The 18,611-nt window shown below is 67.0% G+C and carries 14 protein-coding genes; 6 read left to right on the top strand and 8 right to left on the bottom strand.

Annotated elements, in window-relative coordinates; genetic code table 11:
- Positions 1-137 precede the first annotated feature (137 nt).
- From O5K39_RS17550 to O5K39_RS17560, 3 genes are all read right to left on the bottom strand, one after another.
- The gene (locus tag O5K39_RS17550) at positions 138-404 is read right to left on the bottom strand and encodes an aa3-type cytochrome c oxidase subunit IV (RefSeq protein ID WP_271144891.1); all 267 of its coding nucleotides are present in this window, start codon (positions 402-404) and stop codon (positions 138-140) included.
- An 81-nt stretch (positions 405-485) separates the two neighbouring features.
- A complete protein-coding gene (locus tag O5K39_RS17555) occupies positions 486-1,847 on the bottom strand; it encodes a serine hydrolase (protein ID WP_271144892.1) in 1,362 nt (453 codons plus the stop codon).
- 57 nt (positions 1,848-1,904) lie between these two features.
- The gene (locus O5K39_RS17560) at positions 1,905-3,716 is read right to left on the bottom strand and encodes a M3 family oligoendopeptidase (RefSeq protein ID WP_271144893.1); all 1,812 of its coding nucleotides are present in this window, start codon (positions 3,714-3,716) and stop codon (positions 1,905-1,907) included.
- A 129-nt stretch (positions 3,717-3,845) separates the two neighbouring features.
- Here O5K39_RS17560 and O5K39_RS17565 point away from each other — a divergent pair, with 129 nt between their 5' ends.
- Positions 3,846-4,316, top strand: a complete 471-nt coding sequence (locus tag O5K39_RS17565; RefSeq protein ID WP_271144894.1) for a DUF1203 domain-containing protein — start codon at positions 3,846-3,848, stop codon at positions 4,314-4,316.
- A gap of 54 nt (positions 4,317-4,370) precedes the next feature.
- Here O5K39_RS17565 and O5K39_RS17570 read toward each other — a convergent pair whose 3' ends face one another.
- Complete coding sequence (locus tag O5K39_RS17570) at positions 4,371-6,449, bottom strand: catalase (protein ID WP_271144895.1); 2,079 nt, start codon at positions 6,447-6,449, stop codon at positions 4,371-4,373.
- Positions 6,450-6,641: 192 nt separating this feature from the next.
- On the opposite strand from O5K39_RS17570, the gene O5K39_RS17575 reads away from it, so the two are divergent.
- The 3 genes from O5K39_RS17575 to O5K39_RS17585 all read left to right on the top strand — a co-directional run bounded on the left by O5K39_RS17575 (position 6,642) and on the right by O5K39_RS17585 (position 12,972).
- A complete protein-coding gene (locus O5K39_RS17575) occupies positions 6,642-8,441 on the top strand; it encodes a DUF4153 domain-containing protein (RefSeq protein WP_271144896.1) in 1,800 nt (599 codons plus the stop codon).
- Between the two features lie 120 nt (positions 8,442-8,561).
- Positions 8,562-10,010 (top strand): sigma-54 dependent transcriptional regulator, encoded by a 1,449-nt coding sequence (locus tag O5K39_RS17580; protein WP_271144897.1) that lies wholly within the window; start codon positions 8,562-8,564, stop codon positions 10,008-10,010.
- A gap of 181 nt (positions 10,011-10,191) precedes the next feature.
- The gene (locus O5K39_RS17585) at positions 10,192-12,972 is read left to right on the top strand and encodes a TonB-dependent receptor (RefSeq protein ID WP_271144898.1); all 2,781 of its coding nucleotides are present in this window, start codon (positions 10,192-10,194) and stop codon (positions 12,970-12,972) included.
- A gap of 224 nt (positions 12,973-13,196) precedes the next feature.
- Here O5K39_RS17585 and O5K39_RS17590 read toward each other — a convergent pair whose 3' ends face one another.
- The 4 genes from O5K39_RS17590 to ykgO form a co-directional block, all read right to left on the bottom strand.
- Complete coding sequence (locus tag O5K39_RS17590) at positions 13,197-13,550, bottom strand: DUF2200 domain-containing protein (protein ID WP_271144899.1); 354 nt, start codon at positions 13,548-13,550, stop codon at positions 13,197-13,199.
- A gap of 952 nt (positions 13,551-14,502) precedes the next feature.
- Positions 14,503-14,775, bottom strand: coding sequence for a hypothetical protein (locus O5K39_RS17595; protein ID WP_271147186.1), 273 nt, complete (start codon positions 14,773-14,775; stop codon positions 14,503-14,505).
- Between the two features lie 224 nt (positions 14,776-14,999).
- The gene (locus O5K39_RS17600; RefSeq protein ID WP_271144900.1) at positions 15,000-15,275 is read right to left on the bottom strand and encodes a DUF2312 domain-containing protein; all 276 of its coding nucleotides are present in this window, start codon (positions 15,273-15,275) and stop codon (positions 15,000-15,002) included.
- Between the two features lie 137 nt (positions 15,276-15,412).
- Complete coding sequence (gene ykgO / locus O5K39_RS17605; RefSeq protein ID WP_008263184.1) at positions 15,413-15,538, bottom strand: type B 50S ribosomal protein L36; 126 nt, start codon at positions 15,536-15,538, stop codon at positions 15,413-15,415.
- Between the two features lie 243 nt (positions 15,539-15,781).
- Here ykgO and O5K39_RS17610 point away from each other — a divergent pair, with 243 nt between their 5' ends.
- Positions 15,782-18,007, top strand: a complete 2,226-nt coding sequence (locus O5K39_RS17610; RefSeq protein WP_271144901.1) for a S9 family peptidase — start codon at positions 15,782-15,784, stop codon at positions 18,005-18,007.
- A complete protein-coding gene (locus O5K39_RS17615) occupies positions 18,004-18,573 on the top strand; it encodes a GNAT family N-acetyltransferase (RefSeq protein ID WP_271144902.1) in 570 nt (189 codons plus the stop codon). The genes O5K39_RS17610 and O5K39_RS17615 overlap by 4 nt, the downstream gene beginning before the upstream one ends.
- The last annotated feature ends 38 nt before the right edge of the window (positions 18,574-18,611 follow it).

An 18,611-nucleotide genomic window follows, 5' to 3' on the forward strand; every position in this document is an offset into this window, starting at 1 on the left:
TACGACTCTCCCAGATCGTTTCTTGGGAGAGGTTTAGGCTGGAACGGAAAGGCCGGTCAAAGGCAGAAAACGCTGTCTGGCGACAAAACGTGGGCGCGATAACCAAGCCCAGCGGCAATTCCTTGCCGAAAGTGGCCTTAGTGGCCCTTGGAGCCCGACTTAAGGAAGACGAAGCCGGCGGCGAAGATCACCACGCCCGCGATCAGGCCGCCGACGAAGCTGCCGCCCGGCTGGAACCAGATCACCAGGAAGGCCAGGATCGCGGCAAGCGCCACCGAACCCCAGCTGAACAGGGCCTGGACCAGATTCCAGGTCGCCTTCTGCTCCTCGATCGCCATCGTGCCGCGCTGATAGGCCTCGGCGTCATGGTCGGCGGCGTCGGTGGCGTGGTGCGGGTCGGCCATGGGGAGATCGTCCGGGGATTCTGAAGATGGGGTCTTATAGCCGCCGGGGCGGCTCGCTCAAGAGGCGGTTGCGCGTCAGGCTCAGTTCAAGGCCGCCAGAACGTCGCGGGTGAAGGCGGCGACGTTGAAACCCTGACCCGCAGGATCCTCGCCGCGTCGGACGATGACGACATTTCGGCTGGGCACGATGACGACATACTGGCCGCGGTTGCCGTTGGCCGAAAAGGCGTCGGCGGGCACCCCCTCCTCCCTGTTCATCAGCCAGAAGGTCGCCCCATAACCGAAGGTGCCGGTCGGCGGCTGCGGTCCCGACGGGGTCGTCACCCGCGCTCGCCACCCCTCGGGAAGCACCCGCTCGCCGTCCCAGACGCCGTCCTGGATGTACAGTTGCCCGAACCGGGCCAGGTCGCGCGCCGTGGTCCAGACCTGGCTCGACATCATGTAGTTGCCCCGCCAGTCGGTCTCGGCCCAGGTGTGGGTCATGCCCAACCGGTCGAACAGGGCGTGCGGCGGATGGGCCTCGAACGTCGGGGCGATCGCCATGACCGCCAGCAGGCTGTCGTTGTTCGCATACCGGAACCGCGTCCCGACCGGCGCGATCAGCGGCCAGCCCGAAGCCTGTTCGTCCACCGCCGTCCCACCGAAATACAGGGCGTCGGTGCGGTTGCCCGCCGTATCGCTGGTCAGACCCGAGCTCATCCGCATCAGGGCGTCCAGGGTGATGGCGCGGCGTGGATCCTCGGTCGCCTGCCAGTTGGCGATGGCGGCGGGGGCATCGGGATCGACCTCGCCACGCTGCACCGCCGCCCCGATCACGGTCCCGGCCAGGCTCTTGGCCACCGACCATGTGCGCTGCGGGATGTCAGGACCGAAGTCGGGCGCATAGCGTTCGGCGACGATCCTGCCGTCCTGCAGGATCACCACCCCGGTCGTCACCGCGCCCGTGCCGAAATCTCCGGCGAAGGCCTGACCGACAACCGCTTCCAGCGCTGCTGCATCGCCCGTCGCCGTACCGGTCGGCAGGGGCGGTGCCGAGGCCCGCCGGGGGACAGGCTTGATCTCCCGCATCCCGCCGACGAAACCCGTGGGCATGATCATACATCCCCGGCCGGGCGTGAACTGCGCCACACGCGGCGGGGCGACCTCGTCCCAGGCCACGGCGATCTCTGTCTCGAAGGTCTCGACCGGCAGGTCGGCGATCAGCGGCTGAAGCTCGGGATAGATGCCGACGAACTCATGCGCCGCGACGCTGGCCTGCGTCCGGTTCGCCCGCGCCTCACGCGCCGTGAACATCGCGCTGCACAGGGTCAGGGCCTTGTAGCCGGCCGCGAGCGCACGGTGACTGGCGGTCGGCGGGGCGGGCGGCGGTGTCTGGGCGAAGGCCGGAGCGGCGAGAATCGCCAGACCCGCGAAAGCGGTGGCGAGCATAAGCGACTGTTTCATGTCCCCACAGTCGAGCGAGCGGACCGGGTCGTCAATCGCCACCGACTACCCTTCAGCTCAGACCAGCGCCTCGAACTGATCGACCAGCCGCTCCAGCCGGCCGCAGCCGATGGACCAGAAAGCGGGGTCACGCGGGTTGAGGCCGAAGGGGGCGAGGGCTTCGACGTAGGTCCTGGTCCCGCCACCGGCGAGCAGATCACGGTACAGAGGGGTGAAAGCTTCGGGGTCCTTGCGTCGCGTCTCCATGAGCGCCGCCACCAGCAGGTCGCCGAACGCATAGGCATAAACGTAGAAGGGCGAGTGGACGAAGTGGCTGACATAGCTCCACCAGTGCTCGTAGCCGGGATTCAGCGTCACGGCCGGACCGAGCGACGCCCCCATCTCCTCCAGCCAGATCTGGCCAATGCGGTCGGCCGAGACCTCGCCGGACGCGCGCTCGTCGTGGAAACGGGTCTCGAAACGGTGGAAGGCGATCTGGCGCACCACGGTGTTCAACCCGTCCTCGATCCGCCCGGCCAGCAGGCCGCGCTGCTCGGCCTTCGGGGCCGTCGCCAGCAGCCGATCGAAGGTCAGGCCCTCGGCGAAGATGGACGCTGTCTCGGCCAGGGTCAGGGGGGTGTCGGCCAGCAGGGTGCCGCGATCGGCGGCCAGAGTCTGGTGGATGCCGTGGCCCAGTTCGTGGGCCAGGGTCAGGACGTCGCGCCGCTCGCCCATCCAGTTCAGGAAGACATAGGGGTGGCGGTTGGCGGTCACCGGATGCGCATAGGCCCCCGACTGTTTGCCCGCCCGCGCCTGACCGTCGATCCAGGGATTGTCGAAGAACCGGTTGGCCCGATCGGCGAACTCGGGGCCCAGGTCGGCGAAGCTATCCAGCACCAGGGCCTTGCCCTGCAGCCAGTCATAGGTGCGGGGCTTGGACGTCACCAGCGGGGCGTTGCGGTCCCACTGGTCCAGCGTCGCCTTGCCCATGGCCCGGGCCTTGAGCGCATAGTAGCGGTGCGACAGTTTCGGATAGGCGGCGGCGACGGCCTCGGCCATCGCATCGACGGATTCGCCATGGACCTCGTTGCCCAGGTGGCGGCTGTCCGCGGGACGCTTGAACCCGCGCCATTTGGCCTCCAGCGCTTGATCGGCCGCGACGGTGTTCATCACCAGGGCCAGGGTCGATGACCGCGCGGCCAGTGCCTCGCTCAAGCCCTCGGCCGCCGCCTTGCGTTTCGCCGCCTTGGGGTCCGACAGTCGGTTCAGGGCCTCGGCGAGCGTCAGGCTTTCCTTGCCGACCGGCGCACGCAGGGCCGCCAGGGTCTCGTCGAACAGTCGCCCCCACTGGGCCGAGACCGGCGCGTGTTCGGCCAGATAGGTTTCGAGTTCGGCCGACAGTTCGTGCGGCTTCATCGCCCGTACCCGCCGCAACCACGGTCGCCAGCGCGAGGCACCCGCATCAGCCACCAGCGCCGCCTCGATTTCGGCCTCCTCCAAGGCATTGATCTCGAGCGTCAGCCAGACGGTCGGGGTCGATATGGCCGTCAGCTTCTCGCGGATGTCGGCCTCGAACCCGTTCGCCGCCGCATCGTCCCGCGCCGTCGAGGCGGCGAGGAAGGCGTAGGCCCCGAGGCCGCCCAGGGCATCCGTCGTCCGCTCATACAGGCCGATGGCCCGGTCCAGCAGTCCCCCGAGCGCCTTCGCGTCGGCGCGGGCCGCGATCAGTCGCCCCTGTAAGCCGTTCAGTTCCGCGACCGCCGCCCGACCGGCCTCAAGGTCGGCCGCAATGCGGGCGTCCTGCCGCGACGCATAGAGGTCGGACAGGTCCCACAGCGGCGGCGCGGCGGGATCGGCGGGGTGGGGCGGGGCTTTGAAGGGCGCGTTCATGGCCTGTGTTGTGATGTCGCCGATCGCCCGGCGCAAGGGAGCCGCCCCATCAAACGCGCCGTCCGAATGCCGCCAGACACCAGCGCATTGACCGCCGATGCTCAGGCCTCAAACCTGTTGGAGCCCGCCGTGACCTATCAGATCGAACCCCTTCCATTCGCCCCGTTCGCGCCCCTGTTCACCCTGTCCGACGCCGAGCTGGCAGAAGTCGGCGCGCGTCGCTGGACCGATGATCTGGGCGGTCGCGCGCCGTGCCGGGTCAGCCTTCAGGATGCCGAACCGGGTGACCGGCTGATCCTGGTCAACCACGCCCATCTGGCCGATCCGACCTCCCCCTATCGCGCTTCAGGCCCGATCTTCGTGCGCGAGGTGGCAACAGAGACCCAGCCCGAGGCCGACACCGTGCCCGAGATGATCCGCCGCCGACCGCTGTCGATCCGGATTTATGACGCCGCCAACCTGATGATCGAGGGCGAGGCGATCCCCGGAGCCGATCTGGACGACCGACTGCGTCACTGGTTCACCCATCCGAAGACGCATCAGGTCCACGTCCACTTCGCTCCGCGCGGCTGCTACCTCGCGCGGGCCATTCGAGACTGAACGAGGCCTTTCGGGCCGCCGCCGAGACCATCCGGGACCCGGCGGCGGGCTCGTTTACGCCAGCATGCGCACCTTGGGTTCGCGGTCCCACTGGCGCGTGGCGGCCGGGGTCAGCCAGGCGTCCGCGCCGGCGGCCAGGTCGACAACGCCGTCATCCGGCTCGACATTGGCCTTGTCCAGCAGGGCCTTCGCCTCGGCGGTGAAGCCGATCGCCTTCAGATGACCGAAGGCATGGGCGACGAAGTCGATGGCCGCGCCCTCCTTGGTCAGTTCGCCACATCCGGCTTCCGACAGGACCAGGGCGACGGCGTCGAAGACCACCGAGGGCGTGCCGGCCAGCTGACCATCGGCCTTCAGCAGCTTCCCACCCTTCAGCTTCACGCCGCCGATCTTTGGAGCCACGATCTTGACCGTCGCGCCCGCGCCTTCCGCCGCCGCCTTGACCGCATCGATGACCGCACCGTCGGCGCCGTCGGTGACCAGGATGCCTACCGCACGGCCCTTCAGCGTGTCGGGATACTTGCCGACAATCCTCAGGGCGGGCGACGCGTCCATGTCGAAGGGTTCGCTGGCGGCCGGATTGGCGGCAGGCAGTTTGACGTTCAGGCCGTCGGCGACGCGCTGGGCCAAGGTCGCATCGACGTTCTGGAGATTGCCCAGAACCCGGTCGCGCACGTGATCCATCGTCACCTTGGACAGTTCGAACACCAGGGCGCTGGCCAAATGGGCCTGTTCCGGCTCGGTCTGGCTGAGGAAGAACAGCCGCGCCTGGGAATAGTGATCGGCGAAGGTCTCGGCGCGGATGCGGACCTTGGTCCCCTCGACCGGCTGTTCGAACGAGCGGAAGCCGCCCTTGGGATCTTCGCGCGGGCCGCCGTCCTCGCCCGCCTGGGACAGGCTGTTGGGTTCATAGTTGGCGCGGCCCTTGGGAACCTGCATCTGCATCTGGCCGTCGCGCTGCATGTTCTGGAACGGGCAGCCCTTGGCCTGATTGATCGGCAGCTGGTGGAAGTTGACGGTGCCCAGACGCGACAGCTGGGTGTCCTGATAGGAGAACAGCCGGCCCTGCAGCAGCGGATCTTCCGAGAAGTCGATGCCCGGCGGGATGTTGGTGGGCAGGAAGGCGACCTGCTCGGTCTCGGCGAAGAAATTGTCCGGGTTCCGGTTCAGCGTCATCTTGCCGATGACGCGAAGAGGATGCAGCTCCTCCGGGATCAGCTTGGTCGAGTCCAGCACGTCGAACGGCAGGGCGTCGGCTTCTTCCTGCGTCAGCAGTTGAACCGCCAGGTCCCACTCGGGGAAGTCCCCCGCGTCGATCGCCTCGAACAGGTCGCGGCGGTGGAAATCCGGGTCGGCACCGGCGATCTTGACCGCCTCATCCCAGCAGATCGACTGGGTGCCCAGGCGCGGCCGCCAGTGGAACTTGACCAGGGTCGCCTCGCCCGCCGCATTGATCAGTCGGAAGGTGTGGACGCCGAAGCCCTCGATCATCCGCAGGGAGCGAGGAATGGTCCGGTCGCTCATGGCCCACATGATCATGTGGGTGCTCTCGGGCATCAGGCCGATGAAGTCCCAGAAGGTGTCATGCGCCGAGGCGGCCTGCGGATAGCCCCGGTCGGCCTCCATCTTCACCGCATGGATCAGATCGGGGAATTTGATCGCGTCCTGGATGAAGAAGACCGGGATGTTGTTGCCGACCAGGTCCCAGTTGCCTTCGGTCGTGTACATCTTGACCGCAAAGCCGCGCACGTCGCGGGGCGTGTCGACCGACCCCGCGCCGCCGGCGACGGTCGAGAAGCGGGTGAACAGTTCGGTCTGTTTGCCGACCTCGGTCAGGATCCTGGCGGTGGTGTAGTCGGCCAGGCTTTCGGTCAGTTCGAACACCCCGTGGGCGGCCGAGCCGCGCGCGTGGACGATCCGTTCGGGGATCCGCTCATGGTCGAAATGCTGGATCTTCTCGCGCAGGACGAAGTCTTCCAGCAGGTGCGGCCCGCGCGGACCGGCCGACAAGGTGTTCTGGTTGTCGCTAACGGGGACGCCGTGGTTGGTGGTCAGGCGGGTTTCGGGTGTGCCTGCGGTCTGATGGGTCTCCCCGGCATTGCCGAGGGTGGTGGGGGTCGTGGTCTTGGGCATGAAAGCGTCCTGACGGGTGAGGTGCCGTCCGAACGCACCGATCGCCGCCGGGTCTCAGCTTGACCGCAACTATCGCGATCACCGGTTTCTGAACGTCCAGCACCCGACGTTCGGGTGCCCGGACGATGCGATCCACGGCCTTTCCCCCACCGATGATTTGCGCCCATGATGGCTCAAGGGCGGAGCGACATCATGAGCGGCGAGACTTCCACGACATCGGGACGCGCAGGGCTGGGCCACGACGAGGCCGGCCGGAACGTCGCCATCGCCCGGCTGGTCATCGGCCTGAGCCAGGGCCTCGCGCTCTGGGCCCTGTACCGGGCGGACCAAGGCTACGGGGGTCAGTCCGTCTGGCCGGCGACCGTGCCGATGCTGTTCGCGGCCCTGGTGCTGATCGCGGCCTATCTGCCCATCGTGGTGCTGGCGGGAGTCGGGCGTTTGCGGATCAGGACGCTGATGATCTGGGGCGTCGTCGCGGCCGTGGCGCTGGCACTGCTGGCCATGCATGACGTGGCCCGGGCCTCGAGGATCAACGACGCCTTCGGCTCGTTCGTGATCCTGCCGTTCAGCGCGGTGGCCCTGTTCATCGTCCATCATCTGATCGTGCCCGCCGATCGCGAGCGGCGCTGGATCGCGCCCTTCCATGTCTATTTCGACACCGCCTGGATGGCCGGGGTGCAGATGGTGCTGTCGATCGGCTTCACCGGGGCCTTCTGGCTGCTGCTGTTCCTGGGCTCGGCTCTGTTCAATGTCATCGGGCTGAAGTTTCTGGGCGACCTGATCGACGAGCCCTGGTTCGCCCTGCCCCTCACCGGCCTGGTCTTCGCGACGGCCGTGCATCTGACCGATGTCCGCGACGGGCTGATCCGGGGCGTCAGAACGGTGGCCCTCATGCTGCTGTCGTGGCTGCTGCTTGTGCTGACAGTACTGGTGGCGGGCTTCCTGGCGGCGCTGCCTTTCACCGGTCTGGACGGCCTGTGGGAGACGGGCAGCGCGACGGCGCTGGTGCTGTCGGCGGCCGGGGCCCTGATCATCCTCATCAACACGGCGTATCAGGATGGCAGACCCGACAACCTGCCGCCTGTGGTGCTGCGGGTCGCGGTGCGGGTCGCCTCGGTCCTGCTGACGCCCCTGATCTTCATCGCGGTCTGGGGGCTGTCCTTGCGTATCGGCCAGCATGGCCTGACGCCCGACAGGATCATCGCGATCGCCTGCGCGCTGGTCGGAGCCGCCTATGCCGCCGGATACGCCGCCGCCGCCCTGATCCCCTTCGCCCGCCGGGGCTCGCCCTGGATGAAGGCGCTGGAACCCACCAACATCGCCGTCGCCGTCCTGACCGTCGCGGTCATCCTCGCCCTGTTCAGTCCGCTCGCCGACCCGGCCCGGCTGTCGGTCGCCGATCAGGTCAAGCGGCTGGAGAGCGGGAAGGTGGCGGCGGACAAGTTCGACTATGCGTTCCTGGCGAATGGCAGCGGCAAGGCGGGGGAGAAGGCGTTGGAAACGCTCAAACGCTCGACCAATCCTGAAGTCGCGCGCCGCGCGGCGAGCGCACGGATTGATATTCAAACCGCAGGCATTTCGGACGATGAAAGACTCGCGTCCGATCTTGTAATCGAGATGCTTCCGCAAGGGACGGCGTCACCTTTCGGCCGCTCCGGTCCCCCATCGGAGGCCATGAGAAACTGCACGCGGCGTCAAGGCGGATGCGTGGCCCGTCTCATCGATCTGAACAATGACGGTCAAGACGACGTTCTGGTTGCTCACCAGTTCGCAATCGTGCTTTTCGAGCGTGATGCGGGTGGTCAATGGCTCGATCGGGGGAGCTATACCGCCGCCTGTGGTGGTGGCGATGCTCGGGACGCTCTTCGTTACGAACACTTGACCCCGCGCCCCTCGCCATGGCCCGTCCTCGACGTGTCGAAGCTCGGAACGTGGGCGTTGCAGCCAGGCAATCTGTGCGATGCCGCCCCAAACACCAACCGCCCCCGTTAACCCCCCGCACACCACGCCCCACAACCCGATCTTCACCGCATCCGGGGCATAACCGTCCCGAAACGGGTCAGTCGCGCTTGATCAAGACGCAGGCGACCCCGGTGATGACAGAGGTGCTCCATGGCCAAGACCGTTCTGGTGGTCGACGACGATCCGACCCAGCGCCGCCTAGTCCAGGCCGTGCTGGACCGCGAGGGTTACGCCGTCGTCCACGCCGAGAACGGCGGCGAGGCCATCGATCGCCTGACCAGGGGCGGGGGCGCCGACGTCATTCTGCTGGACATGGTCATGCCGGGGATGAGCGGGCTGGAATGCCTGGCCGAGATCCGCACGGCCGGCGTCACCACCCCCGTCATCGTCCTGACGGCGAACGGCGGCATCGAACAGGTGGTCAAGGCCATGCAGGCCGGGGCCCAGGACTTCTTCATCAAGCCCGCCAGCCCGGAACGCATCCTGGTCGGCATCCGAAACGCTCTGCAACTGACCCAGCTGACGAAAGAGGTCGGGCGGCTGAAGAAACACGTCGGGGGCCGCACCTCGTTCGACGACCTGGTCGGCGACAGCCCGCCGATGCGGCTGGTCAAGGCGTTCGGTGCCCGCGCCGCCAAATCCAACATCCCCGTGCTGATCACCGGCGAAAGCGGCGTCGGCAAGGAGGTCATCGCCCGCGCCCTGCACGGCGCCAGCGACCGTTCGGGCAAGCCCTTCGTGGCGGTCAACTGCGGGGCGCTTCCCGCCAATCTGATCGAATCCATCCTGTTCGGCCACGAGAAGGGGGCCTTCACCGGGGCCCACGACAAGCATCTGGGCAAGTTCCAGGAAGCGACCGGCGGCACGCTGTTCCTCGACGAGATCGGCGAACTGCCGCTGGACATGCAGGTCAAGCTGCTGCGCGCGCTTCAGGAGGGCGAGGTCGATCCGGTGGGCTCCAAGCGCTCGGTCAAGGTCGATGTCCGCATCGTCTCGGCGACCAATCGCGACCCGGCGCAACAGGTCAAGGACGGCCATTTCCGCGAGGACCTGTACTACCGCCTGAACGTCTTCCCGATCGAGGCGCCGTCCCTGCGCGAACGTCGCGAGGACATCCCGGCCCTGGTCGAGCATTTCATCGCCCGCTTCAATGTCGAGGAAGGCAAGCGGGTCGTCGGGGCCTCGGCCGAGACGCTCGCCCTGCTGACCGCCTTCGACTGGCCCGGCAATGTCCGCCAGCTGGAAAACAGCGTCTATCGCGCCCTGGTCCTGGCCGACGCCCCCTATCTGCAACCGCACGACTTCCCCTCGATCTCGGGGGTCGCGGCGCCGACGCCGGGTCAGGCGGACGAGGCCCGGGCCGCCGCACCCGCCGGTGTGGACCTGCCCCCCCTGCCCGACCAGCCGATCCGCATCCTCGACGACCGGGGGCATCTGCGGACGCTGGAGGACATCGAGCGCGACCTGATCCAGCACGCGATCGAGGTCTATGCCGGCCATATGTCGGAGATCGCGCGCCGCCTCGGCATCGGCCGCTCGACCCTGTACCGCAAGGTCCGCGAACAGGGGCTGGAAGGGCTGATGAAGGAAGCCGGCTGAGGCCGCTCACCGACTGTCGCATCACGGCAACAACCTGCACGATTGCTGTAATATTTCCGATTTGTAACCTTTCGGACCGACGGGTGACGCGAACGCCTGCGTTGTAGGGGCCTTGGCGATGCACGGGCTTTCCGCCCGGCGCGTCGCACGCCTCCCTGTTCACCTGCCGGATCCAGATTTCATGACGATAGCCACCGCTATCCTGTACGCCCTCGCCTCCGGCTCGCTCCAGACCGCGCCCGCCCCCACGACCCAGACGGCACCCGCACAGCCCGCCCCCAGCCAGGCCGCTCCGGTCCAGGAGCCCGTCGTCGAGGCTCCGGCCGAGCCCGAGGCCGCGCCGGTCGAAGAGGTGCCCGAAGACGCCGTCGACCTCGGAGAGCTCGACAGCGTGGCGGCGGCCAAGCCGCGCGGCAGCGTCCAGGGTGACATCGCGCCCGACGTCGTCCTGGATGCAAACCAGATCAAGGCCTATGGCGCGTCCAACATTGCCGAGCTGCTGACCAACCTCGAACCCCTGACCCGGTCGTCCAGCGGTCGCAGCGACCAGGGTCCGATCATCCTGCTGAACGGGCGTCGCACCTCCGGCTTCCAGGAGATCCAGGGCATTCCGATCGAGGCGATCGAGCGCACCGAGATCCTGCCCGAACAGGTCGCCCTGACCTATGGCTTCGCGGCCGACCGGCGCGTGGTCAACATCGTCATCAAGGCCGCCTTCCGTCAGGCGTCGGTCAATCTGCGGACCGGCGGCCCCAGCCAGGGTGGTCGCCTCGCCAGCGAGGTCGCGGGCAATTTCTTCAACGTCCAGGCCGCCGATCGCTGGAATGTCGACGTCGTGCGCCAGCACGATACGGCCCTGTTCGAGTCCGAACGCGACATCACCCGCACCCCGGGCTCACAGCCCTTCGACCTGATCGGCAATCTGAGCGGCAGCCCCTACGGCACGGCCATCTCGCCCTCCATCGCCGCCATCGTCGCCGCCGTGCCTGCGGGCGGCACGACCCCGACGGCGGCCCAGATCGCGGCGGGGGCCAATGCGCCGCGCACGGGCGACCTGTCCGACTATCGCACCCTGCTGCCGCGACGCGACCAGTCCACGGTTCGCGCCTCCCTGTCGCGCGACCTGAACACCACGACCAAGGCCACCCTCAGCGGCAGCCTGGACGACACCTCGACCGAGGGCTTCGGCGGCCTGGCCGGCATCGCCCTGACCCTGCCGGGCGGCAGTCCCTTCACCCCCTTCGCCAACGACACCCGACTGTACCGGTTCGTCGATGATCCCAGCGCCCTGCTGCGCAACACCGACATTCTGACCGGCAACGCGGCCCTGCTGATCGACGGCTATCTGGGCGACTGGCGCTACTCCCTGTCGGGCAGCATGGACTATGTGGAGACCGAATCGACGGTCGGGCGCGGCTATGACGCCTCGGCCCTGCAACTGGCGATCAACCAGCGGAACCCGGCCTTCAATCCGTTCGCCGACCTGCCCCTGGCCCTGCTGAGCCCCCTGACCGACACCTCGCGTTCGGTCGCCTCGGGTGCCAATACCGAAGGCGTCCTGACCGGCCGGCTGTGGGACGGCCCGGCGGGCAATCTGCAGTCAACCTTCAAGTTCGGCCTAGACACCCGCAGGCTCGAATCCGAAAGCCTGCGCTCGGGCGTGGCGTCGGAAACCGACCTGGATCGCCAGCGCGCCTATGGCTCGTTCAACCTGTCGATGCCCCTGACCAGCACCCGGCGCGAGTTCCTGCCGGCCTTCGGCGACCTGTCGGTCAGCCTGAACGGCGGCTATGACGAATACTCCGACTTCGGCGGCCTGCGGACCCTGGGGGCCGGGGTCAACTGGGCGCCCAAGACCTTCGTCTCGTTCAATGTGAACTATTCCAACGAACAGGGCCCGCCGACGATCAACCAGTTGAACGATCCGGTCCTCGCGACGGTCAACACCCCGGTCTATGATTTCCGCACCAATCAGACGGTCAACGTCACCTATATCACCGGCGGCAATCCGAACCTGACCTCCGACAATCGCCAGGTGCTGCGCGCGGGCTTCAACCTGACGCCGTTCCAGTCGATGAACCTGTCGTTCCAGAGCACCTACACCTATGCCCTGACCGACGACGCGATCACGGGCTTCCCGACCATCACCCCGGACCTGGAGGCGGCCCTGCCGTCGCGGTTCACGCGTGACGCCGCCGGCACCCTGCTGTCGGTCGATGCCCGCCCGCTGAACTACACCAAGACCGAGCGTCAGGACGTCCGCACCGGCTTCAACTTCTCGCGCCCCTTCGGCACGCCCAGCGAACCTGCGGCCGGCAGTCCGATGGCCGTGATGGGCGCGGTCATGGGCGGCGGCGGTCGTCCCGGCGGCGGCGGTCGTCCTGCCGGCGGCGGCGGCGGAACCCAGATTCGCATGGGCGGCCCCGGCGGCGGCGGTGGCCCCGGCGGCGGCGGTCGTGGCCCGTCCTTCCAGCCCGGCCAGGGCATCTTCAACCTGTCGGTCTACTATACCTACCGGATCCAGGACGAGATCCTGATCCGCGACGGCCTGGCCGTGATCGACCAGCTGGACGGCGGCGCCACCGGCGGGCGCGGCGGTACGCCCCGCTCCGAGGTCCAGGTCCAGGGCGGTGCGTTCCGCAACGGCATGGGCATGTTCGTCAACGCCAACTGGCGCGACGGCACCCGGGTCGACGGCGGCCTGACCGGCTCTGACCTGACCTTCTCGTCCCAGGCCACGGTCGGGGTGAACGTCTTCCTCGACGCCAACCAGCGTCCCGGTCTGCTCGCCAAATATCCCTGGCTCAAGGGCACGCGCATCAGCCTGGGCGTCGACAACCTGTTCGACACCCGCTTGGGTGTCCGCAGCGCGTCCGGCGAACTGCCCCTCAACTACCAGCCCGACTTCCTGGATCCCCAGGGCCGGGTGATCCGCATCAACCTGCGCAAGGTGCTGTTCTAGGGTCCGTACTCAGTTCGGCCATGTCGGTTCGTCGATCTGACAGAATGAACTTTTGTGTTTTCGTCATCCTCGGGCTTGTCTCGAGGATCCAGACTCACGCTGGTGCCATCTGGCGGCGCTTCGGACGCGAGAAGCCAGCACCTTGGGTCTTCGCGAACGTCGGCGTTTCTGGATCCTCGGGACAAGCCCGAGGATGACGGCTTGTGGGGAGGCGGCCCTGGCCCCTACCCCCGCAATATCTTCGCCATCGGCCGCCCCTTGGCCAGTTCGTCGATCAGCTTGTCCAGATACCGGATCTCCCGCATCAGCGGATCCTCGACCTGTTCCACCCGAACCCCGCACACCGTCCCCGTGATCAGTTCCCGCGCCGGGTTCAGCGCCGGTGCCTGGGCAAAGAAGGTCTCGAAATCCGTCTTGGCCGCCAGATGCGCCTCCAGCCCCGCCGGATCGAGCCCGGTCATCCACAGGATGACCTCGTCCACCTCCGCCCTCGTCCGCCCCTTCCGCTCCGCCTTGGCGACATAGTGCGGATAGACGCTGGCGAAGCTGGTGGTGAAGATGCGGTGTCTGGGGGTCATGGTCGCCGGCCGCGTGTTCGAGGTCGCCCATCCTGACGGAGATCGGGCCTTCACGGCAAGATGGTGCCGACGGGGGGGGGAGTGCGGAGCAGGTCGTATGGCGGCTCGCGACCCTTAGCGGACACTAGTGAGTTCGGCTTGCAAACTGGCCCGGGAGGCCCACAACTTCTGCGATGTCGTTCCCCACGATCCTGTTTTTGAGCGCGTGGTCCGCAATGGCAGTGGCTGTGGCCGCCAATATCTTGTTGGTCGTACGGGTCATTTTCTTGAGGTCACATGACCGACCACTAGGTCCACTTCAACATTGGAAGGTTGGAACGTGGATTTGGCCGTTGATGGTCATAAGGGGCCGCGATGTTGAAGACATCCCACTCCGCTGGATGCTGCGTGCTCTTCATTGCAGCTACATCTTCGGCCTGCTGGGCATTCCAGTGTCTCTCGTAGTGGGCTGGAATGGCTTCAACTGAACCTTCTGCCGTCGATATGTCCGCTTAATGGCCCAAAGCCTTTGACCGCTTTCGACCCGTTGCGGACGTTAGCGTGGCGTATCATCATGCCTTCCCATGACAAAGGACATTCCCGGACTTTGGTGGGTCTCAACCTTCAGTTTGGCGGCTTTGTTCAAGCACGCTGAAATCCGCCAGTCGATGGAAGGTCATTGGCGGGACAATCTGGATTGGCGATGGGCAGAGCGTGGCGATTGGCCGTCCAATAGGCCGCTTGTTGGGGACTTTGCTCATGCGATGAAGGGTGGGTTCGGGTTCGTTGCAGATGTCGGGGCGAAGCGATTGTTCGCTGTACCGCGCGGGTGGTTGGAACCGGAATGGGAATTAGCTGAGATCAACTTGGCAGATGGTCGATGGCGAAACTTGGGATACTTCGAGCCGTGGTCACCTACATGGGGCTGGCCCGCGTTGTCGGATCATCCGTCTCGAAGAATCGCCTAACCCCCTTAGTCGTCCTTCGATGCGTCTGCTTTCGGCATCTTCCCGCCGCGCCGGCCCCGCGCGGGCGTCTCCCCCTTCGCCTTGGCCGCGATCTCCTTCAACTTGCGTCCCTGCATCGACGACAGGGCCTGGCCGGGGGCGCCGAGTTCGGGGTCGCCGAAGGCGCGGCCGTGGGTCTTGACGCGTTCGGATACGGAATCGAGGAACTCGCCCTCCCACTCGGACAGGGACACTCCCGCCTTGTCCGCCGCGCGTCGGGCGCGTTTCAGGGCGTTCAGCGCCGCCCGTTGATTGGCCTTGCGCTCGGCCTCGAACGGGCTGAGGCGAGCGCCTACCTTCGCCTTGGGCCCAGATGCGGAAAGACCGCCGGACCGGGTCAATCCCGCTTGCGCGGGCCCCGATGCGACGGTCTTGAAACCGGTCTTGCGTTGCAGGCTCTTGCGGGGCGACGGCGCGTCGCCCCCAGGCCTCGGACCCCGATCGAACGGCGTCCGCTTCAGGGTCAGATCTCGCCGAGCGCCGACAGGTACAGGTCCAGGATCGCATCCTCTTCCTGGCGCTTGGCCTTGTCCTGTTTGCGGATACGGATGACCTTCCGCAGGATCTTGACGTCATAGCCCTCGCCCTTGGCCTCCAGGAAGACCTCCTTCATGTCGGCCATGATCGCCGCCTTGTCCTCTTCGAGACGCTCGATGCGCTCGATGATGGTGCGCAGACGGCCCTGGGCGGCGGAGTTCAGGACGTCCGGCGAGGCGTCGAAAGAGGCGTCATCGGCCATGGGAAAGTCTCCTGAAAAAACGAGCCGGACGCTAACCATGCCAGAGCAGGCCGCTCAACCGCACATACGAAAAAGGCCACGGACAATGTCCGCAGCCTGTGGATCGTTGGAAGCGCGCCCGCAGGCGCGCGACCCAATCAGCCCTGCTTCGCCTTGAAGCGCGGGTCGGTCTTGTTTATCACGAAGACGACGCCCTTGCGACGCACGACCTTGCAGTCGCGGTGGCGGGTCTTGAGCGACTTGAGCGAGCTGCGGACCTTCATGGTCGGGTTCCTGGGGTCAAATCAAAATAAAAGAGCCGCAAGTCGAGCCTGCGGCGGAGCGGTGCGTATAGAGAACGAGTCCCGAAAGGTCAACCGGGACGGCGGGCCCGATTGCGATCGTCCCGAGACCGGGATTTGACGCAGCGGCAGTTCACGTCCCCGCCATCGGGAGCTTCACCGCATTGACCCCTTTCCTCCCCCTCGCCATGGTCCGGCAAGTCCCCGAGTCAAAGGTCCGCCCCCATGAATCGTCGTGAACTGATCGCCTCGGCCGCCGCCGGCGTCGTGGTCGCCCAGGCCGGACCCTCTCTCGCCCAACCCGGAGCCTCGATGCCCAGTACGCCGCCCGTTCCTCCCGTCGCCCGCAAGGTCCCCGTCACCATCACCCAGCTGGGCCGGACCCGGACCGACGACTATCAGTGGATGAAGGACGACAACTGGCAGGCCGTGCTGCGCGACCCGTCGCTGATCAAGGCCGACGTCAAGGAACATTTGACGGCCGAGAATGCCTATCGCGCCGCCATGCTGGCCCCGACGCAGGCCCTCCAAGACGCGATGTTCGAGGAGATGAAGGGCCGCATCAAGGAGGCCGATTCGTCGGTCCCCTCAGCCGACGGCCCCTGGGAGTATTTCACCGAATACCGCACCGGCGAGCAGCACCCCCGCTACATGCGCGTCGAACGCCAGGGGACGTGGATGGTCGACGGCAAGCCCGTGACCAAGAACTTCATCGTCGCCCCGACGCCGCAACTGCTGCTGGACTGCAACGCCCTGGCCGAGGGCAAGGCCTATTCCGAGGTCTCGACGACGGCCCACAGCCCCGACCACGCCCTGTTCGCCTATGCCGAGGACGCGCAGGGGTCGGAGGTGTTCAAGATCTACGTCAAGGACCTGGCCACCGGTGCCGTCCTGCCCGACCCGATCGAGAGCGCGACCGAGAACTTCACCTTCTCGCCCGACAGCCGGTGGATCTTCTGGACCAACCGCGACGATAACGGCCGCCCGGACAAGATCTTCCGCCGCCCCGCGCGCGGCGGCGAAACCACCCTGGTCTATGAAGAAGCCGACGACGGCATGTTCCAGAGCGTCGGCGTCACCTCCGACGAGGCCTTCATCCTGATCACCATCGCCAACCAGGAGACCTCGGAGGCCCGCATCATCCCGGCCGCCACCCCCACCGCGACCCCGGTCGTGCTGGAACCGCGCCAGACCGCCCGCCTGTTCGACGCCGACCACTGGGGCGACCGCTGGGTGATTCGCACCAACGCCGACGACGCCATCGACTTCAAGATCGTCGAGGCCCCGACCGATGCGCCCGGCGCGGCGAACTGGAACGACCTCGTCCCCCACACGCCGGGCCGGTTCATCGAGGGCGTCGCCCTGGTCAAGGACTTCATCGGCCGCCAGGAACGCGCCGACGCCAATACGAAGATCGTCATCCGCGACCGCGCCGGTGCCGAGCACGAGATCGCCGTGGACGAACCCGCCTATGCCCTGTCGCTGGCGGGCGCCTCCGAGTTCGACACCACCGTGATACGCTATGGCTACAACTCGCCGTCAACCCCAACCTCGACCTATGACTACGACCTGAAGACCCGCGAGCGGAGCCTGCGCAAGGTACAGGAGGTCCCCAGTGGTCACGACCCCGCCGACTATGTCGTCGAGCGGCTGAACGCCCCCGCCTCGGACGGCCAGCTGGTGCCCGTCACCGTCCTGCGCCGCAAGTCGACGCCGGTGGACGGCTCGGCCCCGCTGCTGCTGTACGGCTACGGCTCCTACGGCAATCCGATCCCGGCCTCCTTCTCGACCAACCGGCTGTCGCTGGTGGATCGGGGCTGGATCTATGCCATCGCCCATATCCGGGGCGGGTCGGACAAGGGCTGGAACTGGTTCCTGACCGCGCGCCGCCACACCAAGAAGAACACCTTCACCGACTTCATCGCCTCGGCCGAACACCTGATCGCCAACAAGTACGCCACGGCCGGCAAGATCGTCGCCGAGGGCCGGTCCGCCGGCGGGATGCTGGTCGGCGCCGTCACCAACATGCGGCCCGACCTGTGGGCCGGGGTGATCGGTGGGGTGCCCTTCGTCGACGTGATCAACACCATGAGCGACACCTCGCTTCCGCTGACGCCGCCCGAATGGCCCGAGTGGGGCAATCCGATCGAGAGCGCCGAAGACTACGACTATATGATGAGTTACAGCCCCTACGATCAGGTCGCGCCCATGGCCTATCCGGCGGTGCTGGCGACCGGCGGCCTGTCGGACCCGCGCGTCACCTATTGGGAGCCGGAGAAGTGGGTGGCCAAACTCCGCCCCGCGACCACCTCGGGCAAGCCGATCCTGCTCAAGATCAATATGGAGGCGGGGCATTTCTCCTCGTCCGGCCGGTTCGACTATCTGAAGGAGGTCGCCCACGACTATGCCTTCGCGATCTGGGCCGTCGACAAGGGGTGGGAGGCGACGTGAGCCCGACCGCTTCCTCCCCCGTCCACGTCCGGCCCTCGACCGAAGCCGATCTTGAGGCCATCACGGCCATCTATGCCCAGAACGTCCTGACCGGCACCGGCACCTTCGAGACCGTCGCCCCGCCGCAGTCCGAGATGGCGGCGCGCCGCGCGGCGGTTCTGGCGCTCGGCCTGCCCTGGCTGGTGGCCGAGATCGACGGCGTCATCGTCGGCTATGCCTATGCCGGGCCGTTCCGCGTCCGCGCCGCCTATCGCTACACGGTCGAGGACTCGATCTATGTCTCCACCTCGGCCCACGGACGCGGCGTCGGCAAGGCGCTGCTGAACCGGCTGATCGACGACTGCGAAGCGCTCGGCGTGCGCCAGATGCTGGGCGTCATCGGCGACAGCGCCAACGAGGCCTCGATCCGGCTGCACACCGCCTGCGGCTTCCGACACATGGGGGCCATCGAGGGGGTGGGCTGGAAGTTCGACCGCTGGCTGGACGTGCTGTTCATGCAGCGCGCGCTGGGCCACGGGGCGGTCTCCGATCCCGACCCGTCCGCGCCGGGCCTCCCACTCGCCTGACGATGGGGCTGTAAAGGTTACCGTGACGCGCCGTTCGG

This window comes from Brevundimonas sp. NIBR10, from assembly GCF_027912515.1.
In the GTDB taxonomy this organism is placed as follows: Bacteria; Pseudomonadota; Alphaproteobacteria; order Caulobacterales; family Caulobacteraceae; genus Brevundimonas.

Bases quoted from the DNA above. Each gene is read 5' to 3' on its own strand.
- O5K39_RS17585 (WP_271144898.1), top strand. From the start codon at position 10,192: ATGACGATAGCCACCGCTATCCTGTACGCCCTCGCCTCCGGCTCGCTC.
- O5K39_RS17550 (WP_271144891.1), bottom strand. From the start codon at position 404: ATGGCCGACCCGCACCACGCCACCGACGCCGCCGACCATGACGCCGAG.
- O5K39_RS17570 (WP_271144895.1), bottom strand. From the start codon at position 6,449: ATGCCCAAGACCACGACCCCCACCACCCTCGGCAATGCCGGGGAGACC.
- O5K39_RS17600 (WP_271144900.1), bottom strand. From the start codon at position 15,275: ATGGCCGATGACGCCTCTTTCGACGCCTCGCCGGACGTCCTGAACTCC.
- O5K39_RS17590 (WP_271144899.1), bottom strand. From the start codon at position 13,550: ATGACCCCCAGACACCGCATCTTCACCACCAGCTTCGCCAGCGTCTAT.
- ykgO (WP_008263184.1), bottom strand. From the start codon at position 15,538: ATGAAGGTCCGCAGCTCGCTCAAGTCGCTCAAGACCCGCCACCGCGAC.
- O5K39_RS17610 (WP_271144901.1), top strand. From the start codon at position 15,782: ATGAATCGTCGTGAACTGATCGCCTCGGCCGCCGCCGGCGTCGTGGTC.
- O5K39_RS17560 (WP_271144893.1), bottom strand. From the start codon at position 3,716: ATGAACGCGCCCTTCAAAGCCCCGCCCCACCCCGCCGATCCCGCCGCG.
- O5K39_RS17580 (WP_271144897.1), top strand. From the start codon at position 8,562: ATGGCCAAGACCGTTCTGGTGGTCGACGACGATCCGACCCAGCGCCGC.
- O5K39_RS17555 (WP_271144892.1), bottom strand. From the start codon at position 1,847: ATGAAACAGTCGCTTATGCTCGCCACCGCTTTCGCGGGTCTGGCGATT.
- O5K39_RS17575 (WP_271144896.1), top strand. From the start codon at position 6,642: ATGAGCGGCGAGACTTCCACGACATCGGGACGCGCAGGGCTGGGCCAC.